The sequence below is a fragment of the Enterobacter sp. MG-EB028 genome (assembly GCF_056673305.1).
Window position 1 is genome coordinate 14103 of record NZ_CP195079.1, and the last position, 19287, is coordinate 33389.

General features: G+C 56.8%; 19 protein-coding genes, 1 pseudogene and 1 other annotated feature. Of the genes and pseudogenes, 9 read left to right on the forward strand and 11 right to left on the reverse strand.

Annotation, left to right across the window (positions count from 1 at the left end):
• Positions 1-45: 45 nt before the first annotated feature.
• Positions 46-1275, forward strand: coding sequence for a YidR family protein (locus ACR42C_RS00065; RefSeq protein ID WP_479984605.1), 1230 nt, complete (start codon positions 46-48; stop codon positions 1273-1275).
• On the opposite strand, the gene ACR42C_RS00070 is transcribed toward ACR42C_RS00065, so the two are convergent.
• Positions 1272-1604 (reverse strand): YceK/YidQ family lipoprotein, encoded by a 333-nt coding sequence (locus ACR42C_RS00070; protein WP_116343645.1) that lies wholly within the window; start codon positions 1602-1604, stop codon positions 1272-1274. The two genes, ACR42C_RS00065 and ACR42C_RS00070, sit on opposite strands and share 4 nt — an antisense overlap.
• 250 nt (positions 1605-1854) lie before the next feature.
• Positions 1855-1926: a sequence feature (ROSE (Repression Of Heat Shock gene Expression) occurs in the 5'-region of heat shock genes and acts as an RNA thermometer to modulate expression.), on the forward strand.
• Here ACR42C_RS00070 and ibpA point away from each other — a divergent pair.
• The 3 genes from ibpA (at position 1920) to ACR42C_RS00085 (ending at position 4722) form a co-directional block, all read left to right on the forward strand.
• The gene (ibpA, locus tag ACR42C_RS00075; protein ID WP_116343680.1) at positions 1920-2330 is read left to right on the forward strand and encodes a small heat shock chaperone IbpA; all 411 of its coding nucleotides are present in this window, start codon (positions 1920-1922) and stop codon (positions 2328-2330) included. Its footprint overlaps the feature before it by 7 nt.
• Positions 2331-2466: 136 nt before the next feature.
• On the forward strand, positions 2467-2895 hold the full coding sequence (ibpB, locus tag ACR42C_RS00080; protein WP_479984606.1) for a small heat shock chaperone IbpB: 429 nt from the start codon (positions 2467-2469) through the stop codon (positions 2893-2895).
• A 165-nt stretch (positions 2896-3060) separates the two neighbouring features.
• A complete protein-coding gene (locus ACR42C_RS00085) occupies positions 3061-4722 on the forward strand; it encodes a putative transporter (RefSeq protein ID WP_192984745.1) in 1662 nt (553 codons plus the stop codon).
• Here ACR42C_RS00085 and ACR42C_RS00090 read toward each other — a convergent pair.
• Positions 4690-5436, reverse strand: coding sequence for a GntR family transcriptional regulator (locus ACR42C_RS00090; RefSeq protein WP_024907387.1), 747 nt, complete (start codon positions 5434-5436; stop codon positions 4690-4692). The genes ACR42C_RS00085 and ACR42C_RS00090 overlap by 33 nt on opposite strands.
• A gap of 221 nt (positions 5437-5657) precedes the next feature.
• On the opposite strand from ACR42C_RS00090, the gene ACR42C_RS00095 reads away from it, so the two are divergent.
• The 4 genes from ACR42C_RS00095 (at position 5658) to ACR42C_RS00110 (ending at position 9376) form a co-directional block, all read left to right on the forward strand.
• A complete protein-coding gene (locus ACR42C_RS00095) occupies positions 5658-7280 on the forward strand; it encodes an alpha-glucoside-specific PTS transporter subunit IIBC (protein ID WP_479984607.1) in 1623 nt (540 codons plus the stop codon).
• Positions 7277-8599, forward strand: a complete 1323-nt coding sequence (locus ACR42C_RS00100) for a 6-phospho-alpha-glucosidase (RefSeq protein WP_116343641.1) — start codon at positions 7277-7279, stop codon at positions 8597-8599. Before ACR42C_RS00095 ends, ACR42C_RS00100 begins: the two co-directional genes overlap by 4 nt.
• A 92-nt stretch (positions 8600-8691) precedes the next feature.
• Positions 8692-9039 (forward strand): YidH family protein, encoded by a 348-nt coding sequence (locus ACR42C_RS00105; RefSeq protein ID WP_116343640.1) that lies wholly within the window; start codon positions 8692-8694, stop codon positions 9037-9039.
• Positions 9029-9376 carry a DUF202 domain-containing protein gene (locus ACR42C_RS00110; protein WP_116343639.1) on the forward strand — a complete coding sequence of 116 codons (348 nt, stop codon included), beginning with the start codon at positions 9029-9031 and terminating at the stop codon, positions 9374-9376. Before ACR42C_RS00105 ends, ACR42C_RS00110 begins: the two co-directional genes overlap by 11 nt.
• Before the next feature lie 17 nt (positions 9377-9393).
• Here ACR42C_RS00110 and dsdA read toward each other — a convergent pair whose 3' ends face one another.
• Positions 9394-10680, reverse strand: a complete 1287-nt coding sequence (dsdA, locus tag ACR42C_RS00115) for a D-serine ammonia-lyase (protein ID WP_116343638.1) — start codon at positions 10678-10680, stop codon at positions 9394-9396.
• A 95-nt stretch (positions 10681-10775) separates the two neighbouring features.
• Between dsdA and ACR42C_RS00120 the strand changes: the two genes are divergently transcribed.
• Positions 10776-11864 (forward strand): cellulase family glycosylhydrolase, encoded by a 1089-nt coding sequence (locus tag ACR42C_RS00120; protein ID WP_479984608.1) that lies wholly within the window; start codon positions 10776-10778, stop codon positions 11862-11864.
• Here ACR42C_RS00120 and emrD read toward each other — a convergent pair.
• The 8 genes and pseudogenes from emrD to tli1a (ACR42C_RS00160) all read right to left on the reverse strand — a co-directional run bounded on the left by emrD (position 11767) and on the right by tli1a (ACR42C_RS00160) (position 19215).
• A complete protein-coding gene (gene emrD, locus ACR42C_RS00125) occupies positions 11767-12951 on the reverse strand; it encodes a multidrug efflux MFS transporter EmrD (protein WP_163329977.1) in 1185 nt (394 codons plus the stop codon). The two genes, ACR42C_RS00120 and emrD, sit on opposite strands and share 98 nt — an antisense overlap.
• A gap of 175 nt (positions 12952-13126) precedes the next feature.
• Positions 13127-13960, reverse strand: coding sequence for an EamA family transporter (locus ACR42C_RS00130; protein ID WP_116343635.1), 834 nt, complete (start codon positions 13958-13960; stop codon positions 13127-13129).
• A 62-nt stretch (positions 13961-14022) separates the two neighbouring features.
• A complete protein-coding gene (locus ACR42C_RS00135) occupies positions 14023-14469 on the reverse strand; it encodes a GNAT family N-acetyltransferase (protein WP_061096693.1) in 447 nt (148 codons plus the stop codon).
• Positions 14470-14533: 64 nt separating this feature from the next.
• Positions 14534-14623 carry a type I toxin-antitoxin system toxin TisB gene (gene tisB, locus ACR42C_RS00140; RefSeq protein ID WP_008500146.1) on the reverse strand — a complete coding sequence of 30 codons (90 nt, stop codon included), beginning with the start codon at positions 14621-14623 and terminating at the stop codon, positions 14534-14536.
• A gap of 401 nt (positions 14624-15024) precedes the next feature.
• Positions 15025-17433, reverse strand: coding sequence for a T6SS phospholipase effector Tle1-like catalytic domain-containing protein (locus ACR42C_RS00145; protein ID WP_479984609.1), 2409 nt, complete (start codon positions 17431-17433; stop codon positions 15025-15027).
• A pseudogene (gene tli1a / locus ACR42C_RS00150) lies at positions 17427-18032 on the reverse strand (Tli1a family immunity protein); the annotation flags it as partial. The pseudogene tli1a (ACR42C_RS00150) and the gene ACR42C_RS00145, both read right to left, overlap by 7 nt.
• Positions 18020-18631, reverse strand: a complete 612-nt coding sequence (gene tli1a / locus ACR42C_RS00155) for a Tli1a family immunity protein (RefSeq protein ID WP_316380364.1) — start codon at positions 18629-18631, stop codon at positions 18020-18022. The pseudogene tli1a (ACR42C_RS00150) and the gene tli1a (ACR42C_RS00155), both read right to left, overlap by 13 nt.
• A complete protein-coding gene (tli1a, locus tag ACR42C_RS00160; RefSeq protein WP_316380365.1) occupies positions 18619-19215 on the reverse strand; it encodes a Tli1a family immunity protein in 597 nt (198 codons plus the stop codon). The genes tli1a (ACR42C_RS00155) and tli1a (ACR42C_RS00160) overlap by 13 nt, the downstream gene beginning before the upstream one ends.
• Positions 19216-19287 lie beyond the last annotated feature (72 nt).

A 19287-nucleotide genomic window follows, 5' to 3' on the forward strand; every position in this document is an offset into this window, starting at 1 on the left:
CGGATGTTTTACCCTGATGCACTCACCGTGCATCAGGGTATCCTCATGAAACAAATCACCTTCGCCTCCCGCAACCACCAGCTCACCAACATCAATACCTGGACGCCGGACAGCCGGTGGCTGGTCTACGACGTACGTCCGTCAGGCGCGTCCTTCACCGGCGAAACCATTGAGCGGGTCAATGTCGCTACGGGTGAGGTGGAGGTGGTCTATCGCGCCACTGACGGCGCGCATGTTGGCGTGGTGACCGTTCATCCGGCAGAGGATAAATACGTCTTTATCCACGGCCCGAAAAATCCGGATGCAGGCTGGCGCTACGATTTTCATCATCGTCAGGGGGTGATCGCGCATAACGGTCAGGTCAGCAATCTGGACGCGCTGGATATCACTGCCCCTTACACCGCAGGCGCGCTGCGCGGCGGCAGCCACGTACACGTCTTCAGCCCGAACGGGCAGTTCGTCAGCTTCACCTATAACGACCATGTTTTACATGAGCGCGATCCAAAGCTCGATTTACGCAATGTCGGCGTGGCGGCGCCTTTCGGCCCGGTGAACCCGCAGGGGAACCATCCGCGTGAATATTCTGGCACGTTCTGGAGCGTGCTGGTCAGCCGCACCACGCCCAACCCGCAGCCGGGCAGCGATGACATCAACCGCGCCTACGAAGAGGGCTGGGTGGGCAACAACAGGCTGGCGTTTATCGGCGATACCCTGTCCGCGCAGGGCGAAAAAGTGCCTGAACTGTTTATTGTTAACCTGCCAGAAGACGAGCAGGGCTGGAAACGAGCGGGTGATGCGCCGCTGCAGGGAACGCCAGACACCCTGCCAGCGCCGCCTGCCGGGGTGATGCAGCGTCGTTTGACCTTTACGCATAAGAGGGCGTATCCGGGCCTGGTGAACGTGCCGCGTCACTGGGTTCGCAGTAATCCGCAGGGGACGCAGATCGCGTTTCTGATGCGGGATGATAACGGCATTGTGCAGCTGTGGCTGATCTCTCCTGAGGGCGGCGAGCCGCGCCAGTTAACCCATACGGAGAGCGGGATTCAGTCTGCGTTTAACTGGCACCCTTCCGGGAACATGCTGGGATTTGTGCTTGAAAACCGGATCGCCTGCTGCGACGCGCTGAGCGGAGAGGTAACGTTTTTGACGTCCGATCACGGCAACCCGCCGTCTGCTGATGCCGTCGTGTTTTCCCCGGACGGGCGCTTTATTGCATGGATGGAAGAGACGGGCGGTTTCCGCCAGCTGTGGCTAACGGAAACCGCTGAGGACTAGCGCGGGGGCATTGCAGCGGGCGGGATGACGGAATTGGTCGCCAGATTTTCCTGCTCGCTTTTCTCAACGCGTGAGCGCACGGAATTGTCCGTGCGGAACATGTCCCACGGCAGCAGCAGCGTATCGGCGACTGCCGTGAAAGGCATATCCAGGATAACCAGGGATTTGGTGCCCCAGTTGGTATCGTCATCGGAGATCATCGCCGCGCTGGCGCGCGTCCCCGGATATGTTCCTTCTTTACCGCCGGTGTGAGACATCACGCTCGAACACCCGCAAAGCAAAACTACCCCGCTGAACGCCGTCAGCTTTATCAGAACATTTTTCATCATCACTCAGTCATCGTTAATGGCACTGCATAGACCTGCAACTCAGGGTTATAGCGAGCCTTATCCGAAATGAATAGCCCGATAACCCCGCACTGTGGCAGCCATCGCAATTTAACCCTTTGTGCTGTTGTCCCAGAGTCTATGCGACAACCAGCAAAGTGCAAAAAAATCTCACAACAATACGCTTGAAAAGCCCGATTCCAGACCCATTTTAAGAATGTGGCCCGATAACGAGCACGCCTGATGGGTGTTCGGGGGCGCAAAGGCCTGTCCATGGTGGAAGGCTACAATTTCTCGCTGATTTCAGGAGTTTTATTTATGCGTAACTTCGATCTTTCTCCGCTATACCGTTCTGCAATTGGTTTTGATCGCCTGTTTAACCATTTAGAAAATAACCAAAGCCAGAGCAACGGCTACCCTCCATACAATGTTGAGCTGGTTGACGAAAACCACTACCGCATCGCCATTGCCGTCGCCGGTTTTGCAGAACACGAACTGGAGATCACCGCGCAGGACAACCTGCTGGTGGTGAAAGGTTCCCATACGGCCGAGCAGAAAGAACGTACCTACCTTTATCAGGGCATCGCCGAGCGCAACTTTGAACGCAAGTTCCAGTTAGCCGAGAACATTCACGTTAAAGGCGCGAACCTGGTCAACGGCCTGCTGTTTATCGAACTGGAACGTGTGATTCCGGAAGAGAAAAAACCGCGCCGTATCGAAATTAACTAATTACGCGGGTCGCATGAGCGGCCCACCCGGACTTGCTTGCCGTAACGGGAGCATATGCGAATCCATCAGGATTTGCAGGAACAACTGCGCACAAAATTAAACTGTGCCGAACTCGCTTCTCAGAAGGAGATTTAGTATGCGTAACTATGATTTATCCCCCCTGCTGCGTCAGTGGATTGGTTTTGACAAGCTGGCTAACGCCCTGCAAAGCACCACCGAGCAACAGACGTTTCCGCCGTACAACATCGAAAAAAGCGACGATAACCACTATCGCATTACCCTTGCGCTGGCCGGTTTCCGCCAGGACGATCTGGACATCCAGCTTGAAGGCACTCGCCTGACCTTGAAGGGGTCGCCGGAAAAACAAGAGGCTGAGACCCGGTGGCTGCATCAGGGGCTGGTTAATCAGCCGTTTAGCCTGAGCTTTACCCTGGCAGACCATATGGAAGTGTCCGGTGCGACGTTTACTAACGGGCTGTTGAATATCGACCTGATCCGTAACGTACCGGAGGCCATCGCGCCGCAGCGTATCGCCATTAGCGAGCGCCCGGCGTTGAATAGCTAATAGTGTGCGGGCTGATGCCCTCAACCCGGCCCTCTCCCACAGGGAGAGGGTGAAAAGATAAAGCCCTGCCCCGGCAGGGCTTTTTTGTGCGCCATCGCCCATACAACCGCCCCCGGCTCTGAGAGAATCCTTAGCATAACTAAGGTTATGCCAAGGAAGTGGATCATGAGTGATATCGCGTTAACCGTAAGCGTGTTGGCCCTGGTCGCTGTTGTTGGCCTGTGGATAGGGAATATCAAAATCCGCGGCGTCGGGTTTGGGATAGGCGGGGTGCTGTTTGGCGGCATTTTTGTCGGACACTTCGCCGACAAGCTCGGGCTGGTTCTCAGCGCCGAAATGCTCCACTTTACTCAGGAGTTCGGCCTGATCCTCTTCGTCTACACCATCGGGATTCAGGTAGGGCCGGGCTTTTTCGCTTCCCTGCGCGTCTCCGGGCTACGGCTAAACCTGTTTGCCCTCGGCATTGTGGTAATGGGTGGGCTGGTCACCGCGATCCTGCACAAAATCTTTGCTATCCCGCTGCCCGTGGTGCTGGGCATTTTCTCCGGGGCGGTCACCAACACGCCGGCGCTCGGTGCCGGGCAGCAAATCCTGCGCGATTTGGGCATTGAGTCCGGCATTGTCGACCAAATGGGGATGAGCTACGCCATGGCCTATCCGTTTGGTATTTGTGGCATTCTGCTCTCCATGTGGCTGGTACGCGTCCTGTTTCGCATTAACGTCGAAACAGAGGCAAAAGATCACGAAACCACGCTTACCAACGGCCATATGCCGATCAAAACCATCAACATTCGCGTCGATAACCCCAATCTGAACAATATGGCGATTCAGGACGTACCGATCCTGAACAGCGCCAATATCATCTGCTCCCGCCTTAAGCGTGACGATATGCTAATGGTGCCTGCGCCTGGCACCGTCATTCAGCAAGGCGATCTGCTGCACCTGGTCGGCCAGCCGGGGGATTTAAATAACGCGCGGCTGGTGATTGGTCAGGAAGTGGATACCTCGCTCTCAACCCGCGGCACCGATATGCGCGTGGAGCGCGTAGTGGTGACTAACGAGCACGTTCTTGGCAAAAAAATTCGCGATCTGCAGGTAAAAGAGCGCTATGACGTGGTGATCTCTCGACTTAACCGTGCAGGTGTCGAACTGGTCGCCAGCCCGGAGGCCAGCCTGCAGTTCGGTGATATCCTCAACCTGGTCGGGCGCCCGTCGTCCATCGACGCCGTGGCGGATATGGTGGGTAACGCCCAGCAGAAACTGCAGCAGGTGCAGATGCTGCCGGTGTTTATCGGTATCGGGCTCGGCGTGCTGCTCGGTTCTATTCCAGTGTACGTGCCGGGCTTCCCGGTGGCGCTCAAGCTGGGCCTGGCGGGCGGGCCGCTGATTATGGCGCTGATCCTCGGGCGTATCGGCTGTATCGGGAAGCTCTACTGGTTTATGCCGCCGAGCGCCAACCTGGCGCTGCGCGAGCTGGGCATCGTGCTGTTCCTGGCGGTAGTCGGGCTAAAATCCGGAGGGGATTTTGTCGATACCCTGGTCAAGGGCGAAGGGATGAGCTGGGTCGGCTACGGCATCTTCATCACGGCGATTCCGCTGCTGACGGTGGCAATCCTGGCGCGGATGTTCGCCAGAATGAACTACCTGACGCTTTGCGGCATGCTGGCGGGCTCCATGACCGATCCGCCCGCGCTGGCCTTTGCCAACAACCTGCACGCCACCAGCGGCGCGGCCGCGCTCTCCTATGCCACCGTCTACCCGCTGGTGATGTTTCTGCGCATCATCACCCCACAGCTACTGGCGGTGCTGTTCTGGGGGATGGGCTAGCAGATCGTCCGGGTGGATGCGCCGCAGATGGTAGTCCACCTGGTAATCACTGGTATTTCGGAACATCACGGAATAATTGAGGAACTCGCCGCTGTCGCTGTAGGAAAGAGAGGTAATGCGCAGCAGCGGCGTCTGTTCCGGCAGGTTCATATAACCGGCCAGCGTTTTATCTGCCAGCACTGGCGTCAGGCTTTCGTAGTTGCCGCTGATGGTGATCCCGCACTCCTTCTCGATGTAATCGAACTTGGACCCCTCAAGATGCGCCAGCGACAGGTTGCGGAACAGCTTCACCGGCATAAAGCTGTCCTCCAGCATCAGCGGCTTCCCGTCCACGTAGCGTACCCGCCGTGAAAAGTAGATCCGCTCATCCACCTGAATCCGAAGCTGGCTGGCGATGGCGGGCGGGGCGGGCATCACTTCGAACTGCAGCACCTTGCTCTGCACCTCTTTTCCCTGCTGACGCAGCACCTCCACCAGCCCGGTCAGGTTGGTGGTTTCGTGATGTACGTCTTTGCGTGAGACAAACGTTCCGCTGCCGTGCCGCCGCTCAACCAGCCCCCAGCTCACAAGCAGGTCTAACGCTTTTCGAATGGTCATTCGCGCCACGCCGAACTCCTGCGCCAGCGCTTTTTCTCCGGGCAGCGGGCTGCCGATATTGTAGTCCGACGAGTTCAGCCGCAGCCGCAACCTGTCGGCAATAGATTTGTAGATCACCACCAGACCTCTCTGCCCTTATCAGGGCGTGGATTGTGTCCCGACATGTCCATATTTACCGCAAAAAGTAGACCTGATTGGTCAAAATAAAACCATGAATGCGATCACGAATCGCAGCGGCACGCCATGTTCACGCATCAGTAAGTTCTTATGCTCACCTCAGGCCAGCAAAAAACCATAAAGGCCTCTACCCCTACAGGTTGTTTCATGAGGATTTAAAAATGCTCAGTCAAATACAACGTTTTGGCGGTGCCATGTTTACCCCGGTATTGCTGTTTCCGTTCGCCGGGATCGTGGTGGGAATCGCTATCATGCTTCGCAACCCGCTGTTTGTCGGCGAAGCGCTAACGGCCCCCGATCATCTTTTCGCGCAGATTGTTCACATCATTGAAGAGGGCGGCTGGGCGGTGTTTCGCAATATGCCGCTGATTTTTGCCGTCGGCCTGCCGATTGGCCTGGCGAAGCAGGCGCAGGGCCGCGCCTGTCTGGCGGTGCTGATTAGCTTCCTGACCTGGAACTACTTTATTAACGCGATGGGGATGACCTGGGGCCACTTTTTCGGCGTCGACTTCTCCGCCGAACCGACGGCGGGTAGCGGGCTGGCGATGATTGCCGGGATCAAAACGCTCGATACCAGCATCATCGGGGCCATTGTGATTTCAGGCATTGTCACCGCCATCCACAACCGCTACTTCGACAAGCCGCTGCCGGTGTTTCTGGGGATTTTCCAGGGCAGCTCGTTTGTCGTTATTCTCGCGTTCTTCGTCATGATCCCCTGCGCCTGGCTGACGCTGCTGGGCTGGCCAAAGGTGCAGATGGGCATCGAGTCCCTGCAGGCGTTTCTGCGCTCTGCCGGTGCGCTGGGCGTGTGGGTGTATACCTTCCTGGAACGCATTCTGATCCCAACCGGATTGCACCACTTCGTCTACGGTCCGTTCATCTTCGGCCCGGCGGCGGTGGAGGGCGGGATTCAGGTCTACTGGGCGCAGCACCTGCAGGAGTTCAGCCAGAGCACCCTGCCGCTGAAAACCCTCTTCCCGGAAGGCGGGTTCGCGCTGCACGGCAACTCAAAAGTGTTTGGCTCGGTCGGGATTGCATTTGCTATCTGGTACACCGCGTCGCCGGAAAACCGCGTCAAGGTGGCGGGCCTGCTGGTTCCTGCCACGCTCACCGCCGTGCTGGTGGGCATTACCGAACCGCTTGAGTTCACCTTCCTGTTTATCTCGCCGCTGCTGTTTGCCGTGCATGCGGTGCTGGCGGCCACCATGGCAACGGTGATGTACACCTTCGGCGTGGTAGGGAACATGGGCGGCGGCCTGCTGGATCAGTTCCTGCCGCAAAACTGGATCCCGATGTTCCATAACCACGCCACGACGGTCTTCACCCAGATTGTCATCGGCGTCTGCTTCACCGGCATCTACTTCGTGGTCTTCAAAACGCTGATCGAACGCCTGAACCTGAAAACGCCGGGCCGGGAAGAGAGCGAAATCAAACTCTACAGCAAGGCCGACTATAAGGCAGCGCGCGGGCAAACCACCGCCCCGGCCGCGGCCAGCCAGCAGGTCGGGCAGGCCGCCGGATTCCTGCAGGCGCTGGGCGGCGCGGCCAACATCGAAAGCATCAATAACTGTGCCACCCGCCTGCGTATCGCGCTGGTCGATATGGCGAAAACCCAAAGCGATGACGTCTTCAAAGCCCTCGGCGCCCACGGCGTGGTGCGACGCGGCAACGGCATTCAGGTGATTGTCGGCCTGCACGTTCCTCAGGTGCGCGACCAGCTGGAATCGCTAATGAAAACTCCTTTAACGAATGAACAAACCACCCTGACAGAGGCTATATCATGAAAAAATTCTCAGTTGTCATTGCAGGCGGCGGCAGCACCTTTACGCCTGGTATCGTCCTGATGCTGTTAGCCAACCGTGACCGCTTCCCGCTGCGCGCGTTGAAGTTCTATGACAACGACGGCGCACGTCAGGAGACCATCGCCGAAGCGTGCAAAATCATCCTCAGGGAGCAGGCCCCGGAGATTGAGTTCAGCTACACCACCGATCCTAAAGCGGCGTTTACCGATGTGGATTTCGTGATGGCGCACATCCGCGTGGGTAAATACCCGATGCGCGAAAAAGATGAAAAAATTCCGCTGCGCCACGGCGTGCTGGGTCAGGAAACCTGCGGACCGGGCGGTATCTCTTACGGCATGCGCTCTATCGGCGGCGTGCTGGAGCTGGTGGATTATATGGAGCAGTACTCCCCGAACGCGTGGATGCTGAACTATTCCAACCCGGCGGCGATTGTCGCGGAAGCCACGCGCCGCCTGCGCCCGAACGCCAAAATTCTCAACATCTGCGATATGCCGATAGGCATTGAAGGGCGCATGGCGCAGATTGTCGGCCTGAAGGACCGCAAAGAGATGCGCGTGCGCTACTACGGCCTGAACCACTTCGGCTGGTGGACGTCGATTGAGGATCTGAACGGCAACGATCTGATGCCAAAACTGCGCGAATACGTGGCGAAAAACGGCTATGTTCCGCCTTCCGAAGATGCACATACCGAAGCGAGCTGGAACGATACTTTCGCCAAAGCCAAAGACGTGCAGGCGCTGGATCCGGACACCATGCCGAACACCTACCTGAAGTATTACCTGTTCCCGGACTACGTGGTTGCGCATTCCAACCCGGAACGCACCCGCGCCAATGAGGTCATGGACCACCGTGAGAAGCACGTGTTCAGTTCCTGCCGGGCGATTATTGAGGCGGGCAAATCCTCCGCAGGTGAGCTGGAAATCGACGAACATGCGTCGTACATCGTCGATCTGGCGACGGCGATTGCCTTTAATACGCAGGAGCGGATGCTGCTGATTGTGCCAAACAACGGGGCCATCCATAACTTTGATGCCGATGCGATGGTGGAGATCCCGTGTCTGGTGGGTCATAACGGGCCGGAGCCGCTTACGGTGGGCGATATTCCACACTTCCAGAAAGGGTTGATGAGCCAGCAGGTGGCGGTGGAAAAACTGGTGGTGGATGCCTGGGAGCAGCGCTCGTACCAGAAGCTCTGGCAGGCCATTACCCTGTCGAAAACCGTGCCGAGCGCATCCGTCGCGAAAGCGATTCTGGATGACCTGATCGAGGCCAACAAAGAGTACTGGCCAGAGCTGCACTAATCGTCCTGACCGGCATCGCCCGATGCCGGTCTCCTTGTCCTTGTCGATTTACGCTATGCTGAAGCCTGCCTGTAGCACGACAAGGAACCTCCATGAAAATTTCCCGCCTCGGCGAAGCGCCGGACTACCGCTTCTCTCTGGCTAATGAACGCACTTTTTTAGCGTGGATCCGCACCGCACTGGGCTTTCTGGCCGCAGGTGTCGGCCTTGACCAGCTCGCACCCGATTTTGCCACGCCATTGATTCGTGAAGTGCTGGCGCTGCTGCTGTGCCTGTTCGCGGGCGTGCTGGCGATTTACGGTTACCTGCGCTGGCTTCGCAATGAGAAGGCGATGCGTCTGAAGCAGGATCTGCCCTATACGCGCGGGTTACTCATCATCAGCGTGATTCTGCTGACGGTGGCGGGCGTGGTAATGGTGCTGGTGTTCTATGCCGGATAGCCGCAAAGCGCGGCGCGAAGCGGACCCCGGCCTGCAGCCGGAGCGGACGTCACTCGCCTGGCTGCGCACGCTGCTGGGGTATGGCGCGCTAATTGCCCTGGCGATTAAGCACAACTGGCACCGTACAGGGGTGCCATTCTGGATTTCCATTATTGTGCTGGCGCTGGTGGCCATCATTTTATGGCGCTATACCCGCAGCCGTAACCTGATGGACGTGGCGCAGAACGATTTTGTACAGCCGAAAGCGGTGCGGGATAAGTTCCTGATCGCACTCGCTGTTCTCTCGCTGTCGCTGCTGTTTGCGGTAACCCATATTCAGCAAATTTTGAGCCTGTAAGCCGGGTGGCGGCTTAATTACTTCCCTTTAGCCAGATACTTCGCCATCTCGTCTTCCGGCACCATGCCGCCGCCGGTTGCCCACACCAGGTGGGTAACGCTGGCATCCGAATGAACGCGCACCGGCCCGGCCATCCCCGCCAGCGCCGACGGTTCCAGACGGATCCCTTCCTCCTGCGCCAGCCAGCCGAGCATGTCGTACATGCTCCGATCGGAAAGCGTATAGAACCCGTCGAGCAGTCGCTCCATCGCGCGGCCGACGAAGCCGGAGGCGCGCCCAACCGCCAGACCGTCCGCCGCCGTCACGTTATCAATGCCCAGATCCTGCACCGCGATTTCATCGTGCAGGCCGGTGTAAACGCCCAGTAGCATGCACGGGGAGTGCGTTGGCTCTGCGAAGAAGCAGTGGACGTTATCGCCAAAGGCCAGCTTCAGGCCAAACGCCACCCCGCCGGGGCCGCCGCCGACGCCGCACGGCAGGTAGACGTACAGCGGGTGATCCGCATCCACCACGCGGCCCTGTTCGGCAAACTGCGCCTTCAGGCGCTCGCCTGCAACGGCGTAGCCCAGGAATAAGGTGCGGGAGTTTTCATCGTCAATGAAGAAGCAGTCCGGATCGCTTTCCGCCGCTTTTCGTCCTTGCTCTACCGCCACGCCGTAATCCTGCTCATATTCCACGACGATGACGCCGTGGCTGCGCAGTTTGGCTTTTTTCCACTCGCGGGCGTCGGCAGACATATGTACCGTCACTTTAAAGCCGATGCGTGCGCTCATTATGCCGATAGACAACCCCAGGTTGCCGGTTGAGCCCACCGCAATGCTGTACTGGCTGAAAAAGGCCTTAAAGCGCGGCTCCAGCAGAATGCTGTAATCGTCTTCGATGGTCAGCAACCCGGCTTCCAGCGCCAGCTTCTCCGCGTGGGCCAGCACTTCATAGATGCCGCCGCGCGCTTTAATCGAGCCGGAAATCGGCAGGTGGCTGTCTTTTTTCAGCAGCAGCGTGCCGGGAATGGCCTTGCCAGATTCTTTCTCCAGCCGTTTTTTCATTGCCGGAATAGCAACCAGCTCGGACTCGATAATCCCGCCCGTTGCCGCCGTTTCCGGGAAGGCTTTCGCCAGATACGGCGCGAAGCGTTTCAGGCGCGCGTGGGCGTCGTCCACGTCGGCTTTGGTCAGCCCGACGTACGGCAATCCTTCCGCAAGCGTCGTGGTGCGCGGGTTAAGCCAGGTGGTTTCTTTCAGGGCAATCAGATCCTCAACCAGAGGAAACTGTGCGATGAGTGTATTGATGGCTGTTGCGTTCATAATTTTTCTCAACAATTAGTTCGTTCTGACTCTACACCAAATGTGAAAAAGCGTGCTAAATACAGGTAATGCTTTCGATTTATCCAGGGTAAACCGTGCTAAAGCCTCTTATTGCTACCGCGTTACTGATCTCTTCCGGCTGGGCCATTGCCGCCGAGCCGCCGCTGACGGCTGCCCGTTATGCGCAGCAGCTGGGCGTCGGGATGGATGTGGACTGGGCGCGCACCGAGCGCGGCATACGCGAATTCGACCCGCTGGTGGTACGGGATTTTCGTGCAAAAGGCATTACCCACGTGCGCATTCGCGTCGCCGATGAGCCGACGGAAGCGCGGTTGATCCACCTGCGCAAGCTGGTGGAAGCCTGCGAGCAGTATGGCGTGATCCCGATTATCGCTTATCAGGCTGATGAATATAAAAACGACCCCAAAGCCGATAACGAGAAAGAGACGATCAACTGGTGGATTGCCGTGGCGCACTATTTCGGTCAGAGCTACCCGCTGCTGGGTTTTGATCTCATTTATGAGCCAGCCGACAAGCTTAACCATAACCTCGCGTCGTTAAACCGTGTGTATGAAAAAACCATTAAAGCGATCCACGATATAGACCCGCAGCGCATGATTTTCATTGCGCCGCGCCTGCGTGCCGCGCCGGAAGATTTATCCAGCCTGAAGCTGCCTGCGCACAGTCAAAACTACCTGCTGGCGGAATGGCATATTTTCCCGTGGGGGCCGCTGAAAAATAGCGGTAAATACCCGTGGACGTCCGGCACGGCGGCGGAGAAGGCGGCTATCCGTAACCGCATCAGCACCGCGCTGCGCTGGCAGCAAAAAACCGGGCACGTCAGCTGGGTCGGAGGCTGGGGCGTGGGGGAGTCAAGCCGTCTTACGCCCACCGCCTCGCAAATGGCCTTCGCCACTTTTATGGCCTGCGAGCTGCAAAAGGCGAAAGTCCCGTATGCGCTTAACGCGGATTTCCAGTTTTACGACGGGGAAGAGGGAGCCTGGCGGCCAGCACCAGAGCCGTTATTGCAGGCGATGATTGCGCCCGTCTGTGAAAAGCCCGGCGAGAAGCCGGGCCATCATGCGGTTAAACCGGCTGCTCGTGATGCGGAACACGCGACGCCAGCGGCAGCCAGCACAGTAAAATCAGCAGCCCCATCAGCGTCATCAGCAGGCCCAAACTAGCCTGCCCGGTCTGCGGCATCATAGCCGAGAGCCAGGCCAGCGCACCGGAACCGATGTTCTGCAAACCGCCCACCAGCGCGCCCGCCGTGCCTGCGAGGAACGGGAACGGCTCCATTGCGCCGCTGGTGGCGAGAGGGAACAGCATTCCCGCGCCGAAGAAGAACAGCGCTGCCGGAATCAGCAGTGTCCAGACCGTCATCACGCCAAACAGCCCTGGGATCCACATCATCAGACCCGCCAGCAGACAGCTAATTACGGCCTGCCACATTAGTGTGGAGAAGCGCTTGTTCTGACGCCCGGCAAACCACGCGCCGAAGAACGCCGCCGGGATCGGCAGAATAAACAGAATGCTCACCACCATGCTACTCAGGCCAAGACCCGCACCCAGCAGCACGCCGGAGCAGGCTTCAAACACCGCAATGCCCGCCAGGCCGCCGATCAGCATCAGCAGGTAGCAGGTAAACGCACCGTTGCCGAACAGCGTTTTGTAGCTGGCGATAAGCTTGGTGCGCGGCGCGTCTTTTGGGCGGGTTTCCGGCATCCAGCGCGCCATGCTGAAGGTGACAATGATGCACAGTACCAGCAGGAAGGCGTAGCAGGCGCGCCAGGACCACATCGTGTCCAGCAGGCCGCCAATCAGCGGGGCCAGCAGCGGGCTGACCAGAATGCCCATATTTAACAGACTGTTGGCGTGGCGGAGCTGGGTGCCCTGATACATATCGCGCGGTAAGGTTCGCGCCATCACCCCGCCGACACCCGTCCCAACGCCCTGCAGGGCGCTGGCGGCAATCAGCACGGTCAGGCTGTGCGTGGTAATGGCAATCACCGTCGCCACCATGAAAATGCTCATGCCTACCAGGATCACCGGACGACGCCCGACGCGGTCGGAGAGCGGGCCGTAGAAGAGCTGTGAAACGCCATAGGTCAGCAGGTACGCAGCCATCACGCTCTGCACCGCACCCTCGCGGACGTTCAGTTCCTTTGCCATGTCGGCGATCGCCGGAATGTAGATCGTTTGCGCCATCTGACCGACGGCCACCAGTAACACCAGCATCAACAATAAGTTAACGTTCCGTTGCTTTTTCATGTCGCTGAATACTTTTGCCAAAAGAGGAAAATGAAGAATAAGTGACTACGCATTCCCATAAATGCGCGAGGAATCTACCACAGTAAGATGACAATTTAAGCATTGTCGTGGTGAATCAAAAAACCGGTAAAGGCAGGATTTGTAAACAAGAACGGCAACTAATGTTGCCAGTGCTTTACGCCAGGCGCAGCATAATGGCACCGGCTGCAATGCCCAGCGCCGCCGCGATGCGCAGGCCCGCAACCTTCTCTTTTAAAAGGACAAACGCGATCAGCGCCCCGAAAAGAATGGAGGTTTCACGCAGCGCCGCGACCACCGCCAGCGGTGCCTGCGTCATTGCCCAGAGGGCCAGACCGTAAGAGCCCATAGTGCCAACGCCGCCGAGCAACCCCTTTTTCCAGTGCAGGCGCAGGTAGCCGGACGCCTCGCGCCGACGTGCCACCATCGCCCAGCCGAGCAGGCAGAAGCCGTTCATAAAGAAGGTCCAGAGCGTGTAGCCCAGCGCGGTATCCGACAGCCGCACGCCGGTGCCATCCACCAGCGTATACCCGGCGATAAAACAGGCGTTCAGCAGCGCCAGCCAGATCCCCCTGCGTGACTGCATGCGGCCATTCATCGCCATCGCCAGAATCGACAGGCAGATTACGCCAATGCCGGACCAGGCAAGCCAGGAGAGACGATCGCCGAGCACCAGCACGCTAATCAGCGCCACCAGCAGCGGGGCGGTGCCACGCATCAGCGGGTAGGTCTGGCTCATGTCAGAGACCTGATAGGTCTTCGCTACCAGCACGGTGTAGACCACCTGTAAGGCGCAGGAGACGATCAAAAACGGCCAGCTCTCTGCAGATGGCTGTGTTGAGAAGGGCAATAAAATCAGGGCAATAATCGCGGCTGAGCCGCTAACGCCGATCGCAGAGTAGAGCTTGTCCGTTCCGGCTTTAACGATGGCGTTCCAGCTGGCATGCAGCAGTGCGGCGAAAAGCAAAATGCAGAAAACGGTGATGGTCATGGCGTATCGGGTGGTGAGTTGTCACTCAACTGTAACATTCACATCCTGATGCCGCCAGCCGGTTACACCGCACAAAAAAGGCGATGCGTCACCCGCGGTTCGTCCGAGACCAGCGTAAAACCGGCTCGATTGTAAAATCCGTACGCGCTGTCCGGCGCGTGGGTATTCAGGAAATCAAACCAGATGCTGGCATCGGCCATCACCACTGTTAAAAGCTGTTTGCCAATGCCCAGCCCGCGGCACTTCTCGCTAACGTAGAGATGGCGAATGCGCCCGGCACGCGGCTGCTGGCTGAACGGATCGCGGTTGAGGCCACACACGCCCACCAGCCTGCCGTTGAGAAACGCGCCCAGCAGCTTTTCACCCGGCGCGTTAAAGCGGTTCTCACCCCGCAGCCAGTTCTCTTCCAGCCTGCGCAGCATGTTGAAATTCAGCGCGATACTTTCAGCCTTCAGGGCGATATACCCCGGCTCATCGGGCGTGACAGGCTCAATTAACAGACGCGACATAGCATTCCCTCGTTATTAAAGAGGGGCGGTTGCCCGCCCCTCTCAGGTGCGACTTGAACCTGAATTACCGAACGAATTTCAGGACAGCATCAAGCAGTTGCAGTACTGCAACAATGAGTTTGAGGATAAGTATCACCATATCCACTACGCTCATACGCGTCTCCTTTTGGTTAAAAGGAGCACGATGCTGGCGTACCTTTCCGCCGCCTGTTGCCAGCACCTGGATTGACGTAACACAGTGTGCTCACTTCAGGGGGTTAAGGCACTGACGGCACCACCCGTTTCAGCCAGGACTTCGTTGCGCCGGTAGAACTGCGGCCCCCTCGCTCACTGCGAACACCCTCAGTATAGATAAATACTGTATGCATGAACAGTATTTTTTGGACAAAATCAGGAAGGTGATCCATACTCAAAAACGTCAAAATCCGTGCCGGAATTGCGCGTTCGTCTTCGATCGCGTATACTTTTTGCGTTGACGTAACACAGTGTGTTCTGCGGCAACCAACCGCAAAACCCTGATAAAAACCTCGCTTAGGCGGGGTTTTTTGTTTTCTGTCAGTCTGAATAATTCATATTTTCAATGTAAGACTGTATTGTGGCTCTCTTTTGTTCAAAGGCCATTTCCTCCGCTTTTTGACACTCTGCCAGGGCTGAGGCAGGGTAGTGAACGCAGGGTATTTGCCGGGTTTTATCCTGAAGTACCCCCAGCGGATATCCCGTGCTGGCATCAAGGATAGAAATGCGTTGTTCGACGGGGGCAGATGGCCTCTGCCCGGTATTTCGCAATTCAATAAGAAACTGGACCTCGTGCGTTGAGATGGGATAACCCAGTCCTGCAACATAGCCCAGCATGGAGAGTGGCTTTACCTGTTTACTCGTCGCTTCGCCGAAATAGATCATACGGTAGATAAAATAACTGCCCCAGGGTTCGCGCGAGCCCAACGCGCTGTGCATAAACCAGGCGCGGGAATCGTGAATTTGGTCATCAAAAAGCGCTCTTGTCAGCCCTGAGGGGTCATTGGCATTGCTCTGTTCGCCTTGTGGTGGAAACAGTGTTTCCAGGTGTTGTTTCCCCGCCTCTTTGATCTTTTTAAACTCAACGGGAATATCATCCTGGTTAAAGGCAAAAACAAAGCCTTTGAAGTAATCCAGTACGGCATAGGTGGTGCTTTTTGCCTGAGTACGGGAAACGCCATGATAGTCTTCTTTAAACTCTAATGCTGCCTGTAAAAGCTGTGTTTGCCCGAGTAAAGCGTCAAAGTCTTTTGGGCCTGTCTTAAGCATGACAAACTGACCCCGCGGGTAGTTACCGAGCTGTTTAATTCGCTCTCTTTCTGCATCTTTTTGTAGTTTTTCGCGTTCTCTTTCCCGTTCCGCCCTTTTGCCAGGATCGTTATCCTGATTTTGATTATTGGCTGCGGCGTCGTGATAAAAGCGCTGGCTCCGGAATGTTTCCTGGGCGTAGCGATTGATGCGCCAGGCGGTTATCCAGCCGATCTGGTTTTCAAGCGCTTCGATGATATTGACCCGAGCGCGAACGGGGGAGTAGTGGGTTGCCTGTTCATCGGGAATGCCAGTTTCGGAAAGAGGTAAATCAAGAGTGAGCTGGCGCCAGGCGTTGAAGCGTTGGACTATTGAGGTTTCAACATAAAATTCATCTCTTAAACTGGTAGGCATGATGCGCCATACATCTTTTTTCATTTCATCTGGGAGGGATTGTTCAAGTATTTTTAATGGTGCGCCTGCATTAAAAGCCGCTGAAAACATCTCATTTAATGATATTTGCGACAGTAAAAAACGATCATCATTACCGGTCGCTTTACCCTGTTCCCCTGGCGGATACCCACCTCCAATATCAGAGTGCATGCCAGGATAAACCACCTCTACGGCATACTCAGGATATCGCCCGTCAGCACGACAGATTGAATCGAGTGGGAAGCACAACCGCTGATCGTGAGCCGAAACCAGATGCACGCAGCGCTTAATCAGCGCATTGTCCGGCAATTCCATCGTTCCGTCGGCCCAGCCCATATGACCTTCCGCTACCGGGGCAATATGGGCAATTCCTACGGAAGCAACCGTATCCAGCAAACCCAGAAATTCAATGCTAATCGGAATTTCACCCTGCTTTGTCGCCAGGCAAAAAGGTTGTAAGGCCCCTTCCCGAGAGGGAGAAAGCAGGGTGTTAAGCCAGTTAACAAAGGCCCGGGCGGAGGCTGCTCCGCGAGAGAAACCGTAAACATAGAGTTTGATTCCCAGCAGCTTAGAGGTGCCCGGCGTTGGCTGCGTTAACGCGGTCTCCAGCGTTTTACCTAACCCGTTTAACAGCCGGAAAAGCTCTGTGCAACGGAGGTATTCTCCATGAGCGTTGGATTGAGAATAGCTGGAGTTCATCGCCTGAATGGAGTGCCAGTTTTCATCATCGCTTAGTTTCCCAAGCCCAAGCGTACGTCGCAGGGCGTCTACCAGTCGAAGCAGACCCCAGTTGATGCGCTCCTCGCCGTAAGCCGCGTATTTAAGGCCTGCATCGCTGAAGTCGAGATCTAACACCTCCGGAAAAGGCGTCCCCACGCCGGGAATATAGTATTTGTAATACTGGTTGTGCGCGACGCCGTCCTGATCGACCAGCTCTGCGTTATGCGCGCCGGTTCCCCCGGCATAGCCTTGTCCTATGGTGGCACGGAACAGGCGAGCGATATTGGTCGGATGAGGCGGGGTCGACTCATAGAGGTCATGATTCAGGTTGTTGCCCGTACCGTCAAAGAAAAGGCTGATATGGAGCGTTTTACAGCAGGGAGGCAAGACGCGTCGGTTTGCAGCGGTGCAAAGCTGGTTATGATATTTCGTTTCCAGACTGCTTTGTTCCCTGCAGTTTTGCAAAAAGTGAGATCTGGTATTAGGTAATCTACCTCTTTCCGGAAACTCAGGAGGGTACCAGACATTATCAGGGGGCAATTTGGACATACTGTTGGCTTCTCCATATGCACGGGGTCTTTGACGGGATAATCCGGGCTGCCATAGTCGGCGCAGCTGGTGGTGACCTTCACCTGGTCACAGGGCAGGAAGTGAACGATAATGCCGCAGGTTTTCTGGCCGGTGTAATCGGGGACCGAAACGGTTTGAGTATGTTTTTTATTTAGTGCCTTAATTTTTTGGTACCACTCCTCTTTTTTATCCGAATAAGCCTGAGCTACCTTGTATCCTTCCTCTTCGTTCAATCCCTCAAGATTAGGTCGTACAGGTTGTGGGATCTCCGGTACATCGCTGGCAAATGCGACCCCCGTTTCCCAGTCAACCTGCACTGTCATTCCTGGCGTCCACGGCCCGCTCACGCCAAAGCAGCAGCCTCCACCGCCACCCGAATAAGGGCCGATAATATCGAGACCGGACTGCCCGTTCACGCTGAAGCGGTTGATGGCCCAACTGGTGTGGTTAATGGCTTCAATCGTTCCACCCCTGCCGGGCGGGGCTGGTTCCGTTTTTACGGGCTGGTCGCACCCGGCCAGCAGCAGGGCTGCGGCCAGCAAAATGCGGGTACGCCATGCTGCAATCACTGGGGACATACTGTCGGCTTCTCCATATGCACGGGGTCTTTGACGGGATAATCAGGGCTGCCGTAGTCGGCGCAGCTGGTAGTGACCTTCACCTGGTCACAGGGCAGGAAATGAACGGTAATGCCGCAGGTTTTCTGGCCGGTGTAATCGGGGACCGGAACCGTTCGGGAATGTGTTTTACTGATGGCTTTAATTTTGCCATACCATTCGTGATATTTATCTGAGTAAGCCTGCCATGCCCTATAACGCTCATCCCGGTTCATCCCGGTGGTATCTGGTTCATCAGGCTGTGGGATTTCCGGCACATCGCTGGCAAACGCGACGCCCGTTTCCCAGTCAACCCGCACCGTCATTCCTGGCTTCCACGGCCCGCTCACGCCAAAGCAGCAGCCTCCACCGCCACCCGAATAAGGGCCGATAATGTCGAGGCCGGACTGCCCGTTCACGCTGAAGCGATTGATGGCCCAGCTGGTATGGTTAATGGCTTCAATCGTTCCACCCCTGCCGGGCGGGGCTGGTTCCGTTTTTACGGGCTGGTCGCACCCGGCCAGCAGCAGGGCTGCGGCCAGCAAAATGCGGGTACGCCATGCTGCAATCACTGGGGACATACTGTCGGCTTCTCCATATGCACGGGGTCTTTGACGGGATAATCCGGGCTGCCATAGTCGGCGCAGCTGGTGGTGACCTTCACCTGGTCACAGGGCAGGAAGTGAACGGTAATGCCGCAGGTTTTCTGTCCGGTGTAATCGGGGACCGGAACGGTTTGAGTATGTTTTTTATTTAGTGCCTTGATTTTTTGGTACCACTCCTCTTTTTTATCCGAATAAGCCTGCCATGCCTTGTAACGGTCATCCCGGTTCATCCCGGTGGTATCTGGTTCATCAGGCTGCGGGATCTCCGGCACATCGCTGGCAAACGCGACGCCTGTTTCCCAGTCAACCTGCACCGTCATTCCTGGCGTCCACGGCCCGCTCACGCCAAAGCAGCAGCCCCCACCGCCACCCGAATACGGGCCAATAATATCGAGGCCGGACTGCCCGTTAACGCTGAAGCGGTTGATGGCCCAGCTTGTGTGGTTAATGGCTTCAATGGTTCCGCCCCCGCCGGGCAGGGCAGGTTCTGTTTTCACAGGCTTGTCGCATCCGGCCAGTAAAAGCAAAGCAGCGAAAAGCATTGTGTAAAACTTGTTCATGCTGTCTTCCTTAACACTCGCATGCATCCCTCGGCACGCTTTAGTATCTTTGTAGTTGTAGTTAGGTTAAAA